General features: G+C 56.2%; 18 protein-coding genes. 7 read left to right on the plus strand and 11 right to left on the minus strand.

Annotated elements, in window-relative coordinates; all coding sequences use genetic code 11:
* Positions 1-46: 46 nt before the first annotated feature.
* From EPD60_RS11865 to EPD60_RS11875, 3 genes are all read right to left on the minus strand, one after another.
* On the minus strand, positions 47-1,120 hold the full coding sequence (locus EPD60_RS11865) for a hypothetical protein (protein ID WP_131449690.1): 1,074 nt from the start codon (positions 1,118-1,120) through the stop codon (positions 47-49).
* A 39-nt stretch (positions 1,121-1,159) separates the two neighbouring features.
* Positions 1,160-1,948, minus strand: coding sequence for an ABC transporter substrate-binding protein (locus EPD60_RS11870; protein WP_131449691.1), 789 nt, complete (start codon positions 1,946-1,948; stop codon positions 1,160-1,162).
* A 710-nt stretch (positions 1,949-2,658) separates the two neighbouring features.
* Positions 2,659-4,017, minus strand: a complete 1,359-nt coding sequence (locus EPD60_RS11875; protein WP_131449692.1) for a pyridoxal-phosphate dependent enzyme — start codon at positions 4,015-4,017, stop codon at positions 2,659-2,661.
* A gap of 395 nt (positions 4,018-4,412) precedes the next feature.
* On the opposite strand from EPD60_RS11875, the gene EPD60_RS17170 reads away from it, so the two are divergent.
* Entirely contained in the window at positions 4,413-4,652 is a 240-nt protein-coding gene (locus EPD60_RS17170; RefSeq protein ID WP_207896638.1) for a hypothetical protein, read from the plus strand.
* Between the two features lie 64 nt (positions 4,653-4,716).
* Here EPD60_RS17170 and EPD60_RS11885 read toward each other — a convergent pair whose 3' ends face one another.
* Positions 4,717-5,223: a hypothetical protein gene (locus EPD60_RS11885; RefSeq protein WP_131449693.1), complete on the minus strand. Its 507-nt coding sequence runs from the start codon at positions 5,221-5,223 to the stop codon at positions 4,717-4,719.
* Positions 5,224-5,240: 17 nt separating this feature from the next.
* Positions 5,241-5,822, minus strand: coding sequence for an RNA polymerase sigma factor (locus EPD60_RS11890; RefSeq protein WP_131449694.1), 582 nt, complete (start codon positions 5,820-5,822; stop codon positions 5,241-5,243).
* Between the two features lie 229 nt (positions 5,823-6,051).
* Here EPD60_RS11890 and EPD60_RS11895 point away from each other — a divergent pair, with 229 nt between their 5' ends.
* Complete coding sequence (locus EPD60_RS11895) at positions 6,052-7,719, plus strand: glutamine--tRNA ligase/YqeY domain fusion protein (protein ID WP_131449695.1); 1,668 nt, start codon at positions 6,052-6,054, stop codon at positions 7,717-7,719.
* Positions 7,720-7,911: 192 nt separating this feature from the next.
* Here the strand turns inward: EPD60_RS11895 and EPD60_RS11900 are convergent, their stop codons facing one another.
* A complete protein-coding gene (locus tag EPD60_RS11900; RefSeq protein WP_131449696.1) occupies positions 7,912-9,426 on the minus strand; it encodes a serine hydrolase in 1,515 nt (504 codons plus the stop codon).
* A 172-nt stretch (positions 9,427-9,598) separates the two neighbouring features.
* On the opposite strand from EPD60_RS11900, the gene EPD60_RS11905 reads away from it, so the two are divergent.
* Positions 9,599-10,231, plus strand: coding sequence for a DUF4142 domain-containing protein (locus tag EPD60_RS11905; protein ID WP_165871527.1), 633 nt, complete (start codon positions 9,599-9,601; stop codon positions 10,229-10,231).
* An 89-nt stretch (positions 10,232-10,320) separates the two neighbouring features.
* Here EPD60_RS11905 and EPD60_RS11910 read toward each other — a convergent pair whose 3' ends face one another.
* Together EPD60_RS11910 and EPD60_RS11915 are read right to left on the minus strand one after the other, a co-directional pair.
* Positions 10,321-11,874, minus strand: a complete 1,554-nt coding sequence (locus tag EPD60_RS11910) for an acyl-CoA mutase large subunit family protein (RefSeq protein ID WP_131449698.1) — start codon at positions 11,872-11,874, stop codon at positions 10,321-10,323.
* Between the two features lie 110 nt (positions 11,875-11,984).
* Positions 11,985-12,488 (minus strand): DUF7935 family protein, encoded by a 504-nt coding sequence (locus tag EPD60_RS11915; protein ID WP_131449699.1) that lies wholly within the window; start codon positions 12,486-12,488, stop codon positions 11,985-11,987.
* Between the two features lie 336 nt (positions 12,489-12,824).
* Between EPD60_RS11915 and EPD60_RS11920 the strand changes: the two genes are divergently transcribed.
* A complete protein-coding gene (locus EPD60_RS11920) occupies positions 12,825-13,169 on the plus strand; it encodes a HesB/IscA family protein (protein ID WP_131449700.1) in 345 nt (114 codons plus the stop codon).
* 96 nt (positions 13,170-13,265) lie between these two features.
* On the opposite strand, the gene EPD60_RS11925 is transcribed toward EPD60_RS11920, so the two are convergent.
* From EPD60_RS11925 to EPD60_RS11935, 3 genes are all read right to left on the minus strand, one after another.
* Positions 13,266-13,952 carry an outer membrane beta-barrel protein gene (locus EPD60_RS11925; protein WP_131449701.1) on the minus strand — a complete coding sequence of 229 codons (687 nt, stop codon included), beginning with the start codon at positions 13,950-13,952 and terminating at the stop codon, positions 13,266-13,268.
* Between the two features lie 633 nt (positions 13,953-14,585).
* Complete coding sequence (gene groL, locus EPD60_RS11930; protein WP_131449702.1) at positions 14,586-16,223, minus strand: chaperonin GroEL; 1,638 nt, start codon at positions 16,221-16,223, stop codon at positions 14,586-14,588.
* A gap of 117 nt (positions 16,224-16,340) precedes the next feature.
* On the minus strand, positions 16,341-16,622 hold the full coding sequence (locus tag EPD60_RS11935) for a co-chaperone GroES (protein WP_131449703.1): 282 nt from the start codon (positions 16,620-16,622) through the stop codon (positions 16,341-16,343).
* Positions 16,623-17,186: 564 nt separating this feature from the next.
* Between EPD60_RS11935 and EPD60_RS11940 the strand changes: the two genes are divergently transcribed.
* From EPD60_RS11940 to EPD60_RS11950, 3 genes are all read left to right on the plus strand, one after another.
* Positions 17,187-17,825 (plus strand): phosphatase PAP2-related protein, encoded by a 639-nt coding sequence (locus EPD60_RS11940; RefSeq protein ID WP_131449704.1) that lies wholly within the window; start codon positions 17,187-17,189, stop codon positions 17,823-17,825.
* Between the two features lie 165 nt (positions 17,826-17,990).
* On the plus strand, positions 17,991-18,749 hold the full coding sequence (locus EPD60_RS11945; protein ID WP_262708842.1) for a phytanoyl-CoA dioxygenase family protein: 759 nt from the start codon (positions 17,991-17,993) through the stop codon (positions 18,747-18,749).
* A 127-nt stretch (positions 18,750-18,876) separates the two neighbouring features.
* Positions 18,877-19,650 (plus strand): SDR family NAD(P)-dependent oxidoreductase, encoded by a 774-nt coding sequence (locus tag EPD60_RS11950; protein ID WP_131449706.1) that lies wholly within the window; start codon positions 18,877-18,879, stop codon positions 19,648-19,650.
* The last annotated feature ends 85 nt before the right edge of the window (positions 19,651-19,735 follow it).

Genomic DNA, 19,735 nt, shown 5'->3' on the forward strand with positions numbered 1-19,735 from the left:
AATCATATTAGATCAAAAAAATCTGCGTTCGTTCTCGCCGTCGCGATCACATGATCCGCCCCTGGTTCTTATGTATCCGGGCAATATGTGGCTTCAGTGCCTGGCGCAGCGTGAGCTTCACCACGTCGCCCATGGTGCGGCAACGGGCAAACTGCGGGTTGTCGAAGTGTTGTCCGAGTTGCTCCTTCAACTGGCGGGTTTTTTCTTCTGAAGAAATGCCATCCTCGGTCATGATCTGCAGCAGGTTGAGCAGGCGACGGCGTTCCACGGTGGCGCGGAAGGCCATCAGGGTGCGTTCTTCGGCCTGGTATTGCGCGATCGAATCGGGGTTGAGATGCTCCAGCGCGAGTTCCACAAGGGGGCGGTTCTCTTTGAAAAATTGCGGGAAGTACAGGTTCTTCCGGCCCTCGTACGATTGCTGGTCGAAGTCGATGGCGCGGATGCGGTATTGATAGTCTTCAATATCCGGCGTCACGTTCACCACGAAGTTGTAGCTCCGCATGTCGCCGAGCAGGCGCACAAAACAACGTTCGTTGAATTTCACGAACTCTTTCGCAAGCCGGATCTTGTTGGTTTCGGGCAGCTCCAGGTGCTGTTGTATAAACACGTCACCGGGGAGGCCGGGTATGTGTTCTTCCACAAGGGTGCCGTTATTGGTGAGGTATGTAATGCGGTTGGGGGAGAGGATGTGCTCGAGCTCAAGGCCGTACACCCGCGACGCATCTTCCTTCTTGATATAATAATGATCGTAGTTGTCGTTGAAGCGATTCACGATCCGCACCCGGAACGGGTTTGAATTGCCGAAGGTGCAGTAGTCGATCCGCGCTACATCGAGGTGCTTGGTGAAGGTGAGATCGCCCTCGGTCTTCAGGATGGCGTAGGTCTGCACGAGGCTGTCGCGGATAAAATCCCAGTCGCGCAGGTCGTAGGACGCGATCTCCCACAGTGTGTCTTTTCCCTGCTTGTCTTTCAGCGGGATCGAGTAACTGATGTTCAGCAGGTCGTTGTAGGTAACGGGCAGGCTGATCTCGCGGCCATGCAGGCGCAGGTACTGCCGCAGATCCCCGCTTACAGGAAAGAACGGCTTTTTCCGGGAGGGCTTGTCCGATTCGAGCTGCATGGTGCTAAGTTAGGCAGGCACTGTTTGCAATAGTCGTGCTCACTCAATCCCTAGCTGTGCCCGTAGCTTTTCGAAGTAGGCCGGCGTTTTCAGCAGCCGGCTTCCATACCAGCTGAAAAGCTCGCCGTCCACCAGCAATATTTTCGTTTCCGGCAGCCGGGCCTGCAGCTCGTCGATGTGTTCCTGCTTGAACGGATAGGGTTCCGATGAAAGCAGCAGCAGCTCGCAACCCCGCAGCTCGGCGACCGTTACCTCGGGGTAGCGCTTTCGCTTTTCAAAGATATTGTGCACGCCCAGCCGGGTGAGCATGTCGTGGATGAAGGTGTCGCCGCCGGCGGTCATATAGGGATCTTTCCAGATCAGGTAAGCTGTATCCGGCTGGTCTTCGAAGATAGGATCGAGCTCCTCGAAGGCGTCGAGAATCCGGGTCACGATCGTTTTGGCGGCGTCGTCGCGGTGCACGAGGCTGCCGATGGCACGGATCGCTTCAATCGCGTCTTCCAGCGTAGCGATATCGCTCGACCAGGTTGGAAACTCGGCGGCCAGCGCCTCCACCTGCTCGCGAACGTTTTCCTCCTTGTTGGCCAGCACCAGGTCGGGGCGCAGCTCGCGCACGCGGTCGGGATTAATCGTTTTGGTGCCGCCCACGCGGGGCTTCTCACGAAACCATTCCTCGGGGTGCACGCAGAACTTTGTGATCCCGACCACCTCGTCTTCGAGCCCCAGGTCATACAGGAGTTCGGTCTGCGAAGGCACCAGGGACACAATCCGTTGCGGCGGATCAGGTAGGTTGAGGGGTTTGCCAAAAGGGTCGGTGAGGCGAATCATAACGGGAAAATACAGAAGACCGGAGACTTCGGCCGGCAAGAAATAAAAAAGCCCCGGCAAGTAGCTGTCGGGGCTTTTCACTATCACCAACCTCATGTTGTTTTTGATGGTACAACAGGAGGGAAAACTCCTTTTTTTAGTTCGCTTTCATGGGAATCGGAAGTTGGTGACACAAATCACTGGCGGTGGTATTCAAAGGTTGTGGCTGGTTTTTCAAGGATTGGACTGGTCTTTCGGGTTGGATACGGATTAAGAACGGGCTGGTTACATAGGATTGGAAAAAAGGAAGTTGATCGATACTGGATTTTCTTTCGGTCTTTCAATGGATGGATTTCAAAGAGCGTTGTTGTTGTCGGATCGGTTTCTGGATATTGGTTGGATTTTTCAGGACTTTGGATTTCAAAAAGCTTTTCGTGGATATTGGTTACCTGATCAATCAACTTCTGACACAAAAGTAAACTCCTCCGGTAGCGTATACAAGTGCAAAAACGCTCTATTTCCGTGCTTCGGTTATTACCGGCTTTCTCGTAACGTTGCGAAAAGGAGGCTCGTACTTTTACGAATGTCCGGAATCGTTAGATTACGAATGCCTCGGTATTTACCGGCAAAAAAAAGCCGCCCGGAGGGCGGCTTCAAGATTTTTCGATGTCCGATGTCTGATTTATTTGAAAGCAATAAATCGGAGATCAGAGATCCGACATCGGATATTATCACGCGAGTGCCTGCAGCACATCATACTTCGTCACGATCTGGTAGGTGCCGCTTTCGTCTTTTGCGAGCACCGCGCCACAGTCTTTGGTGATGTAGGCGCCGATCTTTTCAACCGGTGTATCGAGGCCGATTTCGGGCAGCGGCTTTTCCATCACCTGGTCGATGCGCTGCACGCGGATCTCCGGGTTGGCGAAAACTTTCTGGAAGAGCCCGTTCTCGGAGATGGAGCCCGTGAAGGTGCCATTGCCGTCGGTCACGGGAATATGCTCGATGTCGTATTTCTTCATCAGGTCCACGGCGGCCGATACCGGCTCGGTGCCTTCGATGGTGATGAGCCGCTTGCGGCCGCGGGCACTTACGAGATCTTTGAAGGTCTTCACTTCGAAGAAGCCGCGCTCGGCCATCCACTGGTCGTTATAGATCTTGCCCACATAGCGGCTGCCGTGGTCGCACAGCAGCACCACCACTACGTCGGTGGGTTTCAGCTTGTCTTTCAGCTTCATCAGGCCGGCCATAACCGAGCCGGAGCTATAGCCACAGAAAAGTCCTTCTTCTTTGGCGAGACGGCGGGCCCATACGGCACCATCGCGGTCGGAAACCTGCTCGAAGTGGTCGATGACGCTCATATCGTAGTTGCCCGGAACGAAGTCTTCACCGAAGCCTTCCGAGATATACGGATGCACTTCGTTCATATCGATCTCACCGGTACGGAAGTATTTGGTAAGGAGCGAACCTTCCACGTCGATGGCCCATACCTGCACGTCCTTATTCTGCTCTTTGAGGTACATAGCCGTACCCGTAATGGTGCCACCCGTGCCGGCGGTGGTGATGAAGTGCGTGATGGTGCCGTCGGTCTGATGCCACAGTTCGGGACCGGTGGACTCGTAGTGGCCGAGGCGGTTGGCGAGGTTATCGTACTGGTTGAAGTGGTAGGAGTTCGGGATCTCTTTGGCGAGACGGGCAGCCACTGAATAATAGGAGCGGGGATCATCGGGCTCCACGTTGGTTGGGCACACGATCACTTCGGCACCGAGTGCGCGCAGGATGTCGACCTTCGACTGCGATTGCTTGTCGGTGGTGACGAAAATGCACTTGTAGCCTTTTACCACGGCGCCGAGCGCGAGGCCCATGCCCGTATTGCCCGAAGTGCCTTCAATAAGGGTAGCACCGGGCTTGATGCGGCCTTCAGCCTCTGCCACTTCGATCATCTTGAGGGCCATGCGGTCCTTTGTCGAGTTGCCGGGGTTGAAATATTCCACCTTGGCGAGCACGGTGCAGGGCAGGTCTTTCACAATCCGGTTGAGACGAATCAGGGGCGTGTTGCCGATCGTTTCGAGGATATTATTCTTTACATCCATATAGCTTGTTGAGGGCGCAAAGGTACGTTTTCCCGGCCGCTTCAACGAGGCCGCTGTTGGTACACATGTGTTTTGAACGTAATAAAGACGGCTGGGCCTTGACCTGCCGGGGATAACCCGATCCGGTAAAAAAGTGAACGCGGCTATTGGCCCGGCGGCAACATCGGGAGGAAGAAGCGCCCCACCGGGCGGGCCTTTCAAAGCGTAACACCGGCGATGAGAAAGACCGGCGACCACCGGCCCGGAATTATTTCAATAAGGCCCGATTCCCAACGCTGAAAATGAAATATGAAAAACTATTCTTATTCGCAGGTATTTCACTTGCAGGCATCGGATGCGCCGACAACGGCCAGGATAACGCAACCACCACGAACACAACCACGGATTCTTCTTCAATGAACTCAATTAATAGAACGGGCACCGGTGCCAGCAGCGACACCAACGGTGGCGTGAACGGCACAGGTACGAGCTCCGGTACAGATGCAGGTACCAGTTCGGGCACCGGCTCTGGCTCTTCCGGCACCGGTACGGGTAGCGGCACCCCGGGTGGAGGCTCCGGCACTTCCGGATCAGGTGGCACCACAGGTGGTGGAACATCCGGCGGCGGCACTACTACAACCGGGGGCGGTCATTAAACTTCTACCGTAAAAAGAAAAACCGCGGGCATGGAGCCCGCGGTTTTTCTTTATGGGTGCCCGCCTAAAGCCGGTCGAGCTGTTGTTGGCGGCGGGCCGACAGGAAGCGGTCGAGCAGGAAAAGGCCGAGCAGGATATTGATCATCAGGAAGGCGTTGACCCAGTTGTTGTCGAGGAGGCGGCTGAAGTCGACGCGAACCAGCTCGTCGGCGCCTTGCGGCGCAGGGGCGGCACTGCCCTGCCCCAGGGCGTAAATGATCGTGGCGGCAATGAGCGCCAGGAAAAAGCCGGCAAGCCCCCAGATGACGCGGTTATTGATATAGTGCCGTGCCGCGGGGGCGATCTGCTCCTGCGCTATGGCTTCCATCACATTGCGGGAAAAGCGAAGGGAAGGCGTTTCCAGTTCGGTCGCTGCAAGCAGTTGGTGGGTCTCCAGCAACTCCTCGTAGCGGGCGCGCCAGGCAGCATTTTCGGCAAGCAGGCGTTCGATGGCGCTTTTTTGCGCACCGGTGGCGATTCCATCGATGTATTCCCACAACTGCATTTCCATCTCTTCCGGCAGGGGTTTCATAGTTTTTTGTTTTGCGTTCAATAGAGATCGCCCACCTCGCGGGCAAAGTGGGATTGCATTTTTTCGCGCAGCCTTGTCCGCGCGCGGTGCAGGCGAACTTTGGCAGCATTGGTTTCCACGCCCAGCACCGCGCTGATCTCCTCCAGGGTTTGCTCCCCCTTGTAATAAAGGGTCAAAATGTGAGCGTCTTCGGGCGATACCAGCTGCAGTGCCTTGTTAACGAGTTCAATGCGCGACTTTTGCTCGATGGTATCGGCGCCGATCCCGCCGCTGATCTGCTCCGCCCGGCCGGATGTATGCTCATCGTCGAGGGAGCGTGTAACGAGCCGCTTTTTCCGCAGCCAGGTAAGGCTGCTGGTGGTGGCAATGGTATACAACCAGGTGCTGAATTTCGATTCACCCTTGAAATCGGCCAGCGCCCGGTACGCCTTTACAAAGACGTCCTGCGACACCTCTTCCGCATCTTCCCTGGTTTTTACATAGCGCAGCACCACCGTGAACACAAGGCTCTGGTAGCGCTCGACGAGGCCCGCAAAGGCCTGCCGGTCGCCGCGCAGCACCCGGTGAATGATGTCGATATCGGCCGTTTCAGTGGGCATTCGGGAATAAGACTACGGGGAAAAGAATCGGGTTACAGCAAAGGTAACTTTTCAAAAAGGTTTTAGAGGTTCTGAAAGGTGGCCTGAAGCCGGTGATCCGGCCAGCCCTGTTTCGCAAGGTCAACTATTCGGCGACGGATACGGTTTTTTCGGGCTTCAGGAACCCCGGAACCATAGAACCTCAGAACCATAGAACCTCAGAAGCTTCTTCCGTGTATTTTTGCCCGGTATGTCAGAAGAAAAATCCCTGAATTTTATCGAAGAGATCATCGAGAACGATCTCAAGGATGGTAAGTATAAAAGTATCGTCACCCGCTTTCCGCCGGAGCCGAACGGCTACCTGCACATCGGGCATGCCACGGCGATCTGCCTGAATTTCGGGCTTACCCAGAAATACCCGGGCTATACCAACCTGCGCTTTGACGACACCAATCCCACCACCGAGGAAACGGAATACGTGGACTCGATCAAGGAAGACGTAAGGTGGCTGGGCGTGGAGTGGAAGCACGAAGCGTATGCTTCCGACTATTTTGAAGAGCTCTACCAGATGGCGGTAAAGCTTATTAAAAAGGGCCTCGCCTACGTGGACGACCTGTCGTCGGAAGAAATTGCCCGGCTGAAGGGAACACCCACGGAGCCCGGTAAGAACAGTCCGCACCGCGACCGCTCGATCGAAGAGAACCTGCAGCTGTTTGCCGACATGCGCGCCGGAAAGTACAAAGATGGTGAGAAGGTGCTCCGCGCCCGGATCGATATGGCGCATACCAATATGCTCATGCGCGACCCGCTGATGTACCGCATCAAGCACGCCCATCACCACCGTACCGGCAACAAATGGTGCATCTACCCGATGTACGACTTCGCCCACGGTCAGAGCGACTCTATTGAAAACGTAACGCACTCGATCTGCACCCTTGAGTTTGTGCCGCACCGCGAGCTGTACGATTGGTTCATCGAAAAGCTGGAGATCTTCCCCTCGCACCAATACGAGTTTGCCCGCCGCAACCTCACCTACACGGTGATGAGTAAGCGCAAACTGAAGCAACTGGTAGAAGAGAAGTACGTGGATGGCTGGGACGACCCCCGGATGCCCACTATCAGCGGCATGCGCCGCCGTGGTTACACGCCCGAAGCCTTCCGCGATTTCTGCGACCGCGTGGGCATCGCCAAGCGCGAGAACCTCATCGACGTGGGCCTGCTCGAGTTTTGCGTACGCGAGCATCTCAACAAGATCGCCTTGCGCCGCATGGTCGTATTCGACCCGGTGAAAGTGGTGATCACCAATTACCAGGAAGGCAATGGCCCCGAGCTGCTGGAGGGCGAAGACAACCCCGAGGATCCGAATAGCCCGACGCGCCAGATCCCCTTTACAAAAGAAATTTTCATTGAGCGCGAAGACTTCATGGAGAATCCTCCGAAGAAATACTTCCGCCTCTTCCCGGGCGGCATGGTGCGCCTGAAATTCGCCTATATCATCAAGTGCGAGGAGGTAATTAAGGATGCTGACGGCACCATCACCGAGCTGCATTGCACGTATATTCCCGAAAGCAAAAGCGGTCACGATACCTCGGGCATCAACGTTAAAGGCACGCTGCATTGGGTGTCGGCCACCAATAATATCACCGCGGAGGTCCGGCTCTACGACCGCCTGTTCAAGGTAGAAGATCCCGCCAGCGAGGAAGGGGATTTCAAGTCGTACATCAACGAAAACTCACTGGAAGTCGTCAAGACGGTATACGCCGAGCCGGCGCTGAAAAATGCCCGCATGAGCGAGCGCTACCAGTTTCTGCGCAAAGGCTATTTCACCCTCGATACCAGGGAAACGCACGGACGGCTTGTGTTCAACCGAACCGTGGGGCTGAAAGACGCCTGGGCAAAGGAGCAGAAGAAGGCTTAAGGCCCCCTGTCCCCCGAAGGGGGCACCTAGGTCAATCATTTTCACAAATCCGAACATTCAGTTGGAAGTGAGTTAATAAAAGGCCCGGATCGAAAAGCGATCCGGGCCTTTTTGTTGAAACGCCTTCATGTAGCACAGTATGGTACAAGGAAAGCCGCTTCGGTCTAAGTGCCCCCTTCGGGGGACAGGGGGCTATTTCTTGATAAACGTATACGGATCATACTCCACAAACTCATTCTGCTTCGTCGTCACCGAACGCACTTTCCCTTTCAGGATGTCGAAGCGGATTGAAAAGATGCCGTATTCGATATTGTTATAGGTCATCAGCCATTCGTCTTTGTCCATGTATTGGAGGGTAGCGCTCAAATCGGGGTGGTTGGGAAAGCGCACGATCAGACCGTTACCCTGCACGGCGATCCCGATGCGGCCGTAAAGCCCGTTTTCGTAGGTGCCGGCATATTCGCTGAGCGGCAAGGCCGGCTTCTGGTCTTTTACCCGTGCTTTCCAGCCCGCGATCTCCTTCAGTTGTTCCTGCATCTCGTTGCGGAAGCCAGCCAGGAAGAATGCACTGCGGTCGGTATACGGCACGCCGAGGTAAGCGTCGAGCACCTGGTAGCGCAATGCCTCAAAGAAATTCTGGTTATCGTTATTGGTAAGGATCGCAATGCCAAGACGTTCTTCCGGAACGAAGCATACGTTGCTGACCATACCACCGGCGCCGCCCGTGTGCCAGTATACCTGGCGGCCGGCGTAGTCGGTGCTGAACAAGCCGAGACCATATCCGCGGAAGTGCGTGGGGAACACCGGCGAACGACGGCTGCCTACGGTGATGTTCACATCGCGTGTTTTTTGCAGCACCGCGAAGGGCATCAGCTGGCGCCCGTTCCAGCGGCCGCTATCGAGCTGGAAACGCAGCCAGTTGGCAAGGTCTTTCACATTCGAAACGATCGAAGCGGCCGGCGCGAGGTTGTTCCAGTTGTCGTATGGCACGCGCTTCAGTGTGCCACTGTAGGAAGTCGTGTAGGGCAGGGCCACGTTGGGCTGCTTTTCAATACCGGTTGAAAGGGGCAGTGTTGCATTCATCTGCAGGGGGCGCAGGATGCTGTCGGTGATGAAATCTTCCCAGCTGCGGCCGGTCACCGGGGTGATGACAGATCCCGCGGTCAGGAAGCAGCTGTTGCAGTAGCCATAGTCCTGGCGAAACTGCAGCGTGGGTTTCAGCAGGCGCATGCGGCGCATGATGTCGGCCCGTGACAGGTTGGTATTCCAGAACGTGAAATCACCCTGGAAGGTTTTCGTTCCGATGCGGTGCGACAGCAGGTCGCGCAGGGTTACGAGCTGCGTGGTGGTGGCATCATACAGTTTGTAGTCGGGAAAATATTTCGTGACGGGGTCATTCAGGGAAAGCTTCTTTTGCTGCTCGAGCAGGGCCAGCGCGGTGCCGGTAAAAAGCTTCGTGTTCGACGCAATCATAAACAGGGTGTTCGCATCCACCGGCTGCCGGCTTTCGATGCTGCGGACGCCAAAGCCCTTCTGAACCACCACCTGGCCGTCTTTGACGATAACGATCGACAGCCCGGGAAGATCCCAGTCGCGGAGCCCGCGGGCAATATAGCGGTCGAGGCTATCGGTAATGAAGGTGGGCTGCTGGGCCCCGGCAGCAGTCAAAACGAAGAGCGAGAGAAGAAAGGGTATGATCTTTTTCATCCGGTCAGGTTGTTTTGCGGAAAGTACAACAATTCCCTTTTTGGGGTCGCCGCCCATTCATTTCTCGGCAGCGTGCCGCCTCCAAACGCTATTCGCTTGCACGGACCCGTTATTGCTAAGCTGGCATGAATTTTTTAGGAATGCACCCATTCCTCACCAATTCAAATGTTATATGAAAAAAGCTTTGCTTTTACCGGCGGTGATTGCTGCTTCGGTATTTGTATCCTGCAACAGCGGCACTTCCGAGAACGGATCATCCGACACCACGGTCAGCACGACTCACAGCACGGTAGTTGACACCGGCGCCACCCCCCGGCCAACCGCAGGTACCGAAAACGCGACCAGCAACACGGGCTACAGCTCAACACCCCTCAATGCAAGCGACATGGCCTTCGTGAAAAAAGCCGCGATGGGTAGCATGATGGAAGTCCAGTCCGGACAGCTTGCCCAGACCAATGCCATGAACGACCGGGTAAAAGCATTTGGCTCCATGATGGTGCGCGACCACCAGCAGGCCAACCAGGAGCTGATGAGCCTTGCCAAAGCAAAGGGCATGATGCTCACCGACTCTATGGATAAAAAAACGATGGACCACATGGCCGAAATGCAGAAAATGCAGGGCAAGTCCTTCGACAAGCATTACATGGGCATGATGGTGACCGACCACGCTAAAGACATTGCCGAATTTGAAAAGACCGCCAGGAGCTCACCCGATGCCGACCTGAAGGCCTGGGCCGCCAAGATCCTCCCGACGCTGAAAATGCACAAGGACAGCGCCGATGCGATCAACAAGGTGATCAAGTAAATCGTTTTTGTTTGATCGATTAGATATAGTTAACTAATGACAAGCCCCGCTTTCCAGCGGGGCTTTCTTGTCTATTTCGGTACCGGGTGCTATTTGTATTCACCAAAAACGCTCCGCAGCACATCCGCGATCTCGCCCAGCGTTGCATACTTTTCCACCGCGTCGATAACAGCTGGCATCAGGTTGCCGCCATCGGTGGCCTTGCCGCGGATCGTTTCGAGCGCCGCCGTTACGGCAGCGGCATCGCGGCGGGCACGCAGGGCCTGCAGCTTCTGCGATTGCGCATCGCGGATGGAGTCGTCGATGCGGAAGCCGGGCACGGGATCCTCCTTGTCGACGGTAAATTTGTTGACGCCCACGATGATTTTTTCACCGCTTTCGATACCGCGCTGGTAGTCGTATGCGCTGCGGGCTATTGCTTCCTGGATGAAGCCCTGCTCGATCGCCGATACGGAGCCGCCCATCGAATCGATCTGCGCGATGAGTTCCCAGGCGGCGTGTTCCACTTCGTTGGTGAGGTTTTCAACGAAATAGGAGCCGGCAAGCGGGTCGACGGTGTCGGGAGCGCCGCTTTCGAAGGCCACTACCTGCTGGGTGCGGAGCGCGATGCGGGCGGCTTCCTCGGTTGGCAGGCTCAGGGCTTCGTCGTAGCCGTTGGTGTGCAGCGACTGGGTGCCGCCCAGCACCGCCGCCAGCGTTTGGATTGTTACCCGCGCGATATTGTTCAGCGGCTGCTGCGCCGTGAGCGTAGAGCCGCCGGTTTGTGTGTGAAAGCGCAGCATCATCGCTTTCGGATCGGTGGCACCGAGCTCCTTCATGATGCGCGCCCACATCCGGCGCGCAGCGCGAAACTTCGCTATCTCCTCAAACAGGTTATTATGCGCGTTGAAAAAGAAGGAGAGGCGCTTGCCGAAAACGTTGATGTCGAGGCCCTGAGCCAGCGCCGCTTGAACATAAGCCTTCCCGTTAGACAGGGTAAAAGCGATCTCCTGGACCGCTGTAGATCCGGCCTCACGGATATGGTAGCCGGAGATCGAGATCGTGTTCCACTTAGGAAGCTCCTTGCTGCACCACGCGAAGATGTCGGTTATGATGCGCATGGAGGGTTTCGGCGGGTAGATATAGGTGCCGCGCGCCGCGTATTCTTTCAGGATATCATTCTGGATCGTTCCCGAGATCTTCTTCAGGTCGGCGCCCTGGCGCTTCGCCTGGGCTACGTAGAAAGACAGCAGGATGAAGGCCGTGGCATTGATGGTCATCGAGGTAGACACGTCTTCGAGCCGGATACCTTTGAAAAGTGTGTCGATATCGTCGAGCGAATCGATGGCAACCCCCACCTTGCCCACTTCACCTTCGGACAGCGGGTGATCCGAATCGTAGCCGATCTGCGTCGGCAGGTCGAAGGCAACCGAAAGGCCCATCACCCCCTGCGACAGCAGGTAATGGTAGCGTTTGTTACTTTCTTCGGCGGTGGAGAACCCGGCGTACTGGCGCATGGTCCAGAGCTTGCCGCGATACATATCGGGCTGCACGCCGCGTGTAAAGGGGTATTCGCCGGGCTTTTCGTCCGGCGCCTGCGGCAGATCCGCAGGTGTGTAGAGCTGCTTTATTTCGATGCCGGAGTCGGTGTGGAGGGGCTTCATTCGTAAACCGTCAGCCGTGAACCGTGAGCTGTTCAGCGGTGGTAGATATTTATTAATTCAGAAGCCGCGCGGCGTCAGCGCTCACGGCTGACGCTTCACGGCTCACGCGTCTATCGCATGATCTTCTTTGCTTCGCTGTTCAGCGTTTCCAGCGCAGCGGTGTGCAGGGCCGTGCCTTCCTGCTGCAGCATCACCTCCAGCAGTTTTTTGTTGAGGTCGCTGGCGCGGGCTTCGGGCGGCAGGGTGCCGGCCACCTGGTTGATCACGAGCAGGGTCTGGTCGCGCAGGTTGCGCACGGCGCCCCAGGCGGCATCGGATACATAGATCTGCTGCGAGGCGTTGTAGTCGAATTCCTGTTTGATATTTTCCACAAGCACATAGCGCATATCGCTGGCGCCGAGGTCGGCGGCAGCAGTGCGGCTGATAAGTGCCGGGAGCGAGATGCGCTCGCAAAGCAGCACCAGGCGCTCGTAGGCGGTGAGTTGCAGCGGGAGCGAGTTGTTTGGAGCCGGCGGCGGTGGGGGCGGAGTGTTTTTCCGGAAAAGCGCCACCAGGGCTACGGCGAGGGCAAGGGCGGCTACCAGTAAGGCAACCGTTGAATAATCCATATCCATAGCGGCAAAAATAGGGGAAACAGGGGTCGGGAATCGTGAAACGGCAATCTTGAATCGTGAATGGTTCCGCCGGCGAAGCGACGGCCTCCGGCCGTCATTGCGAGCGCAGCGAAGCAAACTCCTGCATTACGCAGGGTGTTCGCAGCCGAAGACTTTGCGCATCGAAGCTCTCTCAGATGCCGACCAGTCTTCAGGTCGGGGAGTTTGCTTCGCTGCGCTCGCAATGACAGCTTCGCTGTCGGCTTCGCTCATGACTGACAGTTCGCCTCTTGTCAAAGGAATGCCATTATTTGCCCGCCCTGGAAGCGTAAACTGACTCTTTCGTAAATTTGCGCCATGGAAACGACGATCATAGCTCCGGTTTCATTTACGGCTTCCGCGGCCGAAGAGATCCGCCGCCTGCAGGCCGAGCCCGGCTTCGACACCAGCAAGGAATTGCGCATCGGCGTTAAGGGCGGTGGCTGCTCCGGCATGTCGTATGTGCTGGAATTTGACCAACGTACTGATAAAGACGCGTCTTATGAAACCGAAGGGATTCATTTTATCATGGACCGGAGCCATGAACTTTACCTCTTCGGGGTAAAGGTAGACTGGGAAAACGGCCTTAATAACCGGGGCTTCACGTTTATCAACCCTAATGCATCGACTACCTGTGGCTGCGGGTCTTCGTTTGCGGTATAGGCGCGAACCGTCAATCGAGAATGCTCACGCCCGATAATAAAAGAACGTCCCGCTTTGGCGGGACGTTCTTTTTTACCGATCGTTGCGGATAACAGCTTATGGCAATTTCACGCCCACGAAAAAGCTCAGCACGCGGTGCTTATTCGCGTTATCGGCCGAGCTGTTGCTGCCCGATTGCAGTTTGGCAAGGCCAAGACCGTAGTTGGCACCGATGACCACGAATTTCGTTTCCAGCCCGATCGTACCGTTGAGCCCATAGTCGAAACGGCGCATTACCCCGAAGCCGGTGCCTTCTTCCTGGTTGAGCGTGGTAGGATCGTCGTTGGAGAAGCGGATTTTGCGGGAGCTGTTGGAGCTGATCAGTGAGCTGCTTTCGGTGTTGACCTTGCCCCCCACGCCAACGGCTGCGTAAGGCCCGGCGCCTACGAAAAGCCGGGCACCCAGGCCAATCGGCGGGCGCACGATCACGTTCACCGGCAATTCAATGTAATGCGGGTTGACCGTCTGCTTGTAATAATTCAGCTGACCCGGCTCGCCGCGCTGCACCTTGGAGCCTTTGCCGGTAAAGAGAAGCCCGGACTGCAGGCTCACGATTTTGGTTCCCAGCTTGACATCGCCAAGCAGGCCAACCTGGAAGGAAGAAAGCATATTCGCTTTGTCCACCCGACCGTTAGCAGTGTTGGAAACATTGGCCAGGTTGATACCGGCCCGGAGTTGCTGGGCCGAAGCTGTACCGGCGGTAGCGACGGCAAGCGCCGCAATGATTAAGGGTTTCTTTCGCATAATGGTGTTTGTTTAAAAGGGACGGCAATATAGTTCAGCCGCAAATACGAAAAAGGTCGGGCCCCGGATTTTCCGGGGCCCGACCTTTTTATCGCAGCATGGCTTCACCCTGAATAACGGGGCCGTGACCCGTCATGCATACCGGTCAGGAATCAGGTTTTTCCCGGCACGATTAACAGGAATAGTATAGGCATTGGATTCAGTCAAACTAAAATAATTCAGTTCAAATAAATTTCCAACCCGCTTTATGCACAGCCTTATGGCTGCGGCAAGCACTGCATTATAAGATAAGGAAAGGATTGTCTGCGTTGAATGTGCGTTTCAACTTCGTCTTTCTGTTAGCGTTCCCGAACCGGGATTTGAACCAGGAGATCATCTTCGACAGCATAGCGTTCCGTTTAATTTGTTAACAGAAGAGGTTGATTTTCAGAGGGCTGGTGTTTGTGCAAACTCCGGGCCAGAGGCAGAATGGAGGGTAGCTGTCCGGGTGATGGTCCTCTAAGATAAACATTGCTTCTAATAAAACAAACACAGCCACAAAAAAAACCGGACATGTGTCCGGTTTTTTTATCTCCGATGTCGGATGTCCGATATCCGATATAAATCGGACATCGGATATCGAACATCATCAAATTAATAATCCATGCCACCCATGCCCGGCATACCGGCGGGTGCACCGGCGGCGGCCTTCGGCTCGGGCTTGTCGGCAACCACGCACTCGGTGGTCAGCAGCATACCGGCGATGGAAGCAGCGTTCTCCAGCGCGATGCGGCTCACCTTGGTGGGGTCGATAACACCGGCGGCGATCAGGTTCTCGTACTGCTCGGTGCGGGCATTGAAGCCGAAGTCACCACTGCCTTCACGAACCTTGTTTACCACTACGGAGCCTTCGATGCCACCGTTGGCAACGATCTGGCGCAGGGGCTCTTCGAGCGAGCGGCGCACGATCTGAACACCGGTCTTCTCGTCGATGTTGAGCGTATCGACGGAGTTGAGGCTTTCGATAGCGCGCACATAGGCTACGCCACCACCGGGAACGATGCCTTCTTCAACGGCAGCGCGGGTAGCGTGCAGGGCGTCGTCAACGCGGTCTTTCTTTTCTTTCATTTCCACTTCGGTGGCAGCACCAACGTGCAGCACGGCAACACCGCCGCTCAGCTTGGCCAGGCGCTCCTGGAGTTTCTCGCGGTCGTAGTCGGAAGTAGTGTTCTCGATCTGGGCGCGGATCTGGTTGATGCGGGCCGTAATGGCTTCTTTCTCGCCAACGCCGCCAACAACGGTGGTGTTGTCTTTGTCAACCACCACGCGCTCGGCGCGGCCGAGGTAGGAGAGGTCGGCGTTTTCGAGCTTGTAGCCCTGCTCTTCAGAGATCACGATGCCCTTGGTGAGCACAGCGATATCCTGGAGCATTTCCTTGCGGCGGTCGCCGAAGCCCGGTGCCTTCACGGCAGCGATCTTCAGGGTGCCGCGCAGCTTGTTCACCACGAGGGTAGCCAGCGCTTCGCCTTCGAGGTCTTCAGCGATGATCAGGAGGGGAGCGCCTTGCTGGGCAACCTTCTCCAGGATCGGGAGGATGTCTTTCATGGTCGACACCTTCTTGTCATAGATCATGATGTAGGGGCGGTCGAGCTCGGCCTGCATCTTCTCGCTGTTGGTAACGAAGTAGGGAGAGATGTAACCGCGGTCGAACTGCATACCTTCTACAACATCAACGGTAGTTTCGATGCCTTTGGCTTCCTCGATGGTGATCACACCGTCTTTGGAAACCTTGGCCATTGCCTCGGCGATGAGTTTGCCGATCTCGTTGTCGTTGTTGGCGGAGATGGTAGCCACCTGCTCGATCTTCTGGTTGTCGTTGCCTACGGTCTGGCTCTGCGACTTCAGGTTCTCAACAACCGCCTTGACAGCCTTGTCGATACCACGCTTCAGGTCCATGGGGTTGGCACCGGCGGCCACGTTCTTCAGGCCTTCGGTGATGATAGCCTGCGCGAGAACGGTAGCGGTAGTGGTACCGTCACCGGCGATGTCGGCGGTTTTGGAAGCTACTTCCTTCACCATCTGGGCGCCCATGTTCTCGATGGCGTCTTCGAGTTCAATTTCCTTGGCAACGGATACCCCGTCCTTGGTAACGGCGGGAGCACCGAATTTCTTTTCGATCACCACGTTGCGGCCTTTAGGACCGAGGGTAACCTTAACGGCGTTGGCCAGAACGTCCACGCCTTTCTTCATCTTATTACGGGCATCAGTTTCGAAAAACAGTTGTTTTGCCATGATTATTCGTGTTTGAATGTTTTAATGATTGGGTGAAAAGTCATGCTTCGGCTTCGCTCAGCATGACCGTGCCCGTGTCACCGGGAGCATGTCGAAGGGTGACGAAGGGCCGGGGGCTTAGACGATTGCCAGGATGTCGCTCTCACGCATGATGAGGAAGTCGTCGCCTTCGATCGAGATCTCGGTGCCGGCGTATTTGCCATAAAGCACGGTGTCGCCTTCCTTCACGGTTACGGGCTCGTCTTTTTTGCCGGGACCGGCAGCGATAACGACGCCGCGCATCGGCTTTTCCTTGGCCGTGTCCGGGATAATGATACCACCGGCAGTCTTTTCTTCAGCTGCAGCCGGCTTAACGATCACTCGGTCGTGGAGGGGGGTAACATTTACTTTGTTCGCCATACCTATGAATTTTTGGTTTTGTTTGAAGAATTAGAGAGAGCCGCAAGGTAAGGGAGAACCGGTCGCTCGCGGTGCGCAGGGTTGATCGAAAAATGTGCCGCCCGGCCAAATGCGAAATTTTTGCAGTTTTTGGCCGAAAGCTCAGATCCTGGACACGTTAAATTTGTCAGGAAAGGAAATTCTGTCAGGTTGGCGCCTGCCCGTTTTCCCGGAACGGCAGGGAGCGCCGGCCGCGGGCCGGTTAGTTGCCGGTGAGCGCCCAACAGGATCCTGCGAACAGCGATCAGCTCCCTCCGGATCTTCGTCAGCGTGCCCCGAATGGCCGTCAGGGTGCTCCGACCGACGACTGGCATGCTCCGACTGGCGGTCAGGGTGTTCCGAAAGACCGTTAGCCGCCCCCGAACACGGATGAGGCTGCACCGAACAGCGGTCAGAGAGCTCCGCGTAATGGTTGGCGGGTTCCGAAGGCGTCTTCGTTCGCTCCGAAGCAAAGAGCGCGGTTTCCGCTTGCCTGCGGCGGGCCCCGCGTAATAAATTAAGGCTTCCGTCGTAACATTGCGCCCCATGACGGAAGCATTTGACCTGGCAAAAGCCGACCGCGACTGGCGTTTTGCCTGGCAGGACCGCCCTTTTCGCCGCCGGCTGTTGCTGGCACTCGGCGGTATCGTGGCGGTGCTGGCGGTACTGCCTTTCTTTTTCCAGGCCATCGAGGCCCGCGGCGGGCGAAGCATCACCGATCCGCTGCTCGGGGTGCTGGGCCCGGCGGATGTGTCGATCCCGATCTTCGCCTGCATCTGGGGAGTGGTAATCCTCGGGATCCGACGCGCGGCGAAGAGCCCCGACTTTCTCTACCGCTTTATTACCAGCTACGTGCTGCTCACGCTGCTGCGAATGGCCACGATCTGGCTCACCCGCTTCGACCCCCCGCCGGGGTTGCTGCCCCTGGTAGACCCGATCGCTAACCGCTTTTACGGGGAGACCTTTATCACCCGCGATCTGTTCTTTTCCGGACATACGGCAACGTTATTTCTCTTTGCCTACAACTTCCGGCCGGGCTGGGAACGCTGGGGTGCCCTGCTTGCCGGGAGTGCCGTGGGCGTGCTGGTGCTGGTGCAGCACGTTCATTATACCATTGATGTACTTGCGGCGCCACCGCTAACGTATTTGTGCTATTTCGCCGCGAAAAAGACCTTCTTTAACTAAAAACCTTTGGCAGGCACGCAAAATTTCTGTTTTTTTACCCCGATAGAATGGGTGACCCTGCCCGAACGAAACCGGCAGGCCCGGAACCCTTTAAACTTCTGATCTGCAATGAGGAAATTTCATATACCTGATTTTGTTTTAGGCGAGAAGATCACGGACGAGCAAATGGCGTTTTTCCAAAAGCACGGTGTGTTGATGTTTCGCAATTTCATCCCGGTTGAAACGGTTGAGACCATCAAGCGGGAAGTGACCCGCATCGAAAAGGAGCTGCTGGAAGAAGGCGTTGACAAGATTCACGGTATTCCGCTGAAATTCGGCAAAGACGAGCACGGCAACAAAACGATCCAGCGCATCTGCTTTACCTCTAAGTACAGCATCCAGCTCCAGGAGCTGCTGAAAGACCCGCGCCTCCAGGCACTTACCGAGCTTGTAAAGCCCTACGAAGGCCGTATCGGCGAGTACGAAAAAGACGGGCTGGTACTTAATAACTATATCCGCACTCCCAACAGCGCCTTTTCGCAGATGGGCTGGCATACCGACTCGCCCCGCGACCTTTTCCTGGGGCAGCGGATCATGCCGATGCTCAACGTAGGCATTCACCTCGATAATTGTCCCTTTGAGAACGGCGGCCTGCGCGTACTGCCCGGCACGCACACCCAGGGCATCCTGCGCCTGCTGTTCGGCAAGAAATACTTTATCGACCATCGACCCGACAAGCGCGAGGTGGGCTTCGATATCAATGCCGGCGACCTCACGGTACACGATGGCCGCCTGTGGCACCGCGTACAGCAGTCGCCCCACTTCGGTGAGGCCAGCCGCCGCCGCGTGATGTACGTACCCGTTGTTACCGGCAAATACCAGCCGAAGAACGACAAGAGCAAGACGCCGTTTTATCACCGGCTTGCTTCTACGGTGCAGAATTAAGAGAATATCGAATATCGATTACATGAACATCGAATAACGAAGTGGCCCCGACGGTAGTGTCGGGGCTTTTTCTTTGTCGTGTTTACCATCGATATTCGATCTTCGTTATTCAATATTCGAAATTCACATGACTTACGCACTGATAACAGGTGCCTCCAAAGGCATCGGCAAGGCCATCGCCCGCGAATGGGCCCGCCGCGGACACAACGTGTTGCTGGTGGCGCGCAGCGAAGGAGCTTTGCAGCAGGTGGCCGCCGATATCCGCAATGATTATAAGGTGGAGGCCGGCTTTTTCGCTGCTGACCTTACCGACCCGGCCGCACCGCGCCGCATTTTCGACTGGTGCCGCGAGCAGGGATATAGCATCGATACACTTATTAATAATGCCGGCTTCGGCGCTTCCGGTCCTTTTGACAGCCTGCCGCTCGAAGAGCAGCTGGCGATGATGCAGGTGAACATGAACGCGCTGGTGACGCTCACGCATCTCTTTTTGCCCGAGCTGAAACGCCAGCCCAAGGCCTACCTGCTCAATATTGCGTCCTCCGCGGCCTACCAGGCGGTGCCCTACCTGTCGGTGTACGCCGCCTCAAAGGCTTTTGTCCTCACCTTCACCCGCGGCCTCCGCTTTGAGCTGAAAGGTTCATCGGTATCGGTAACCTGCGTATGTCCCGGCGCTACCGACACCGACTTCGCCAGCACGGCGCAGGTAGGAGAGAAGGCCCTCAAGGCCGCCGACAAGGTGAATATGACCCCGGAAGTGGTGGCCCGCCAGGCGGTAGACGCCCTGGTGACCGGCAAAGCCGAAAAGATCACCGGCTTCATCAACCAGCTCGGCGCCTTCCTCGTATGGCTCGCGCCGAAGGGCGTTGCCGAGAAAACGGCGGCAGGACTTTATAAATAATGCGGTAATGTGGTAATGCGGTAAATAATTCTTCCTGAACGGGCAGCCTTTCCCGCCGTAATAACCCGTTGCTAAGTATTAACGC

Origin of the sequence: Flaviaestuariibacter flavus (genome assembly GCF_004337505.1) — a bacterium.
GTDB classification, from domain to species: Bacteria; Bacteroidota; Bacteroidia; order Chitinophagales; family Chitinophagaceae; genus Flavisolibacter; species Flavisolibacter flavus.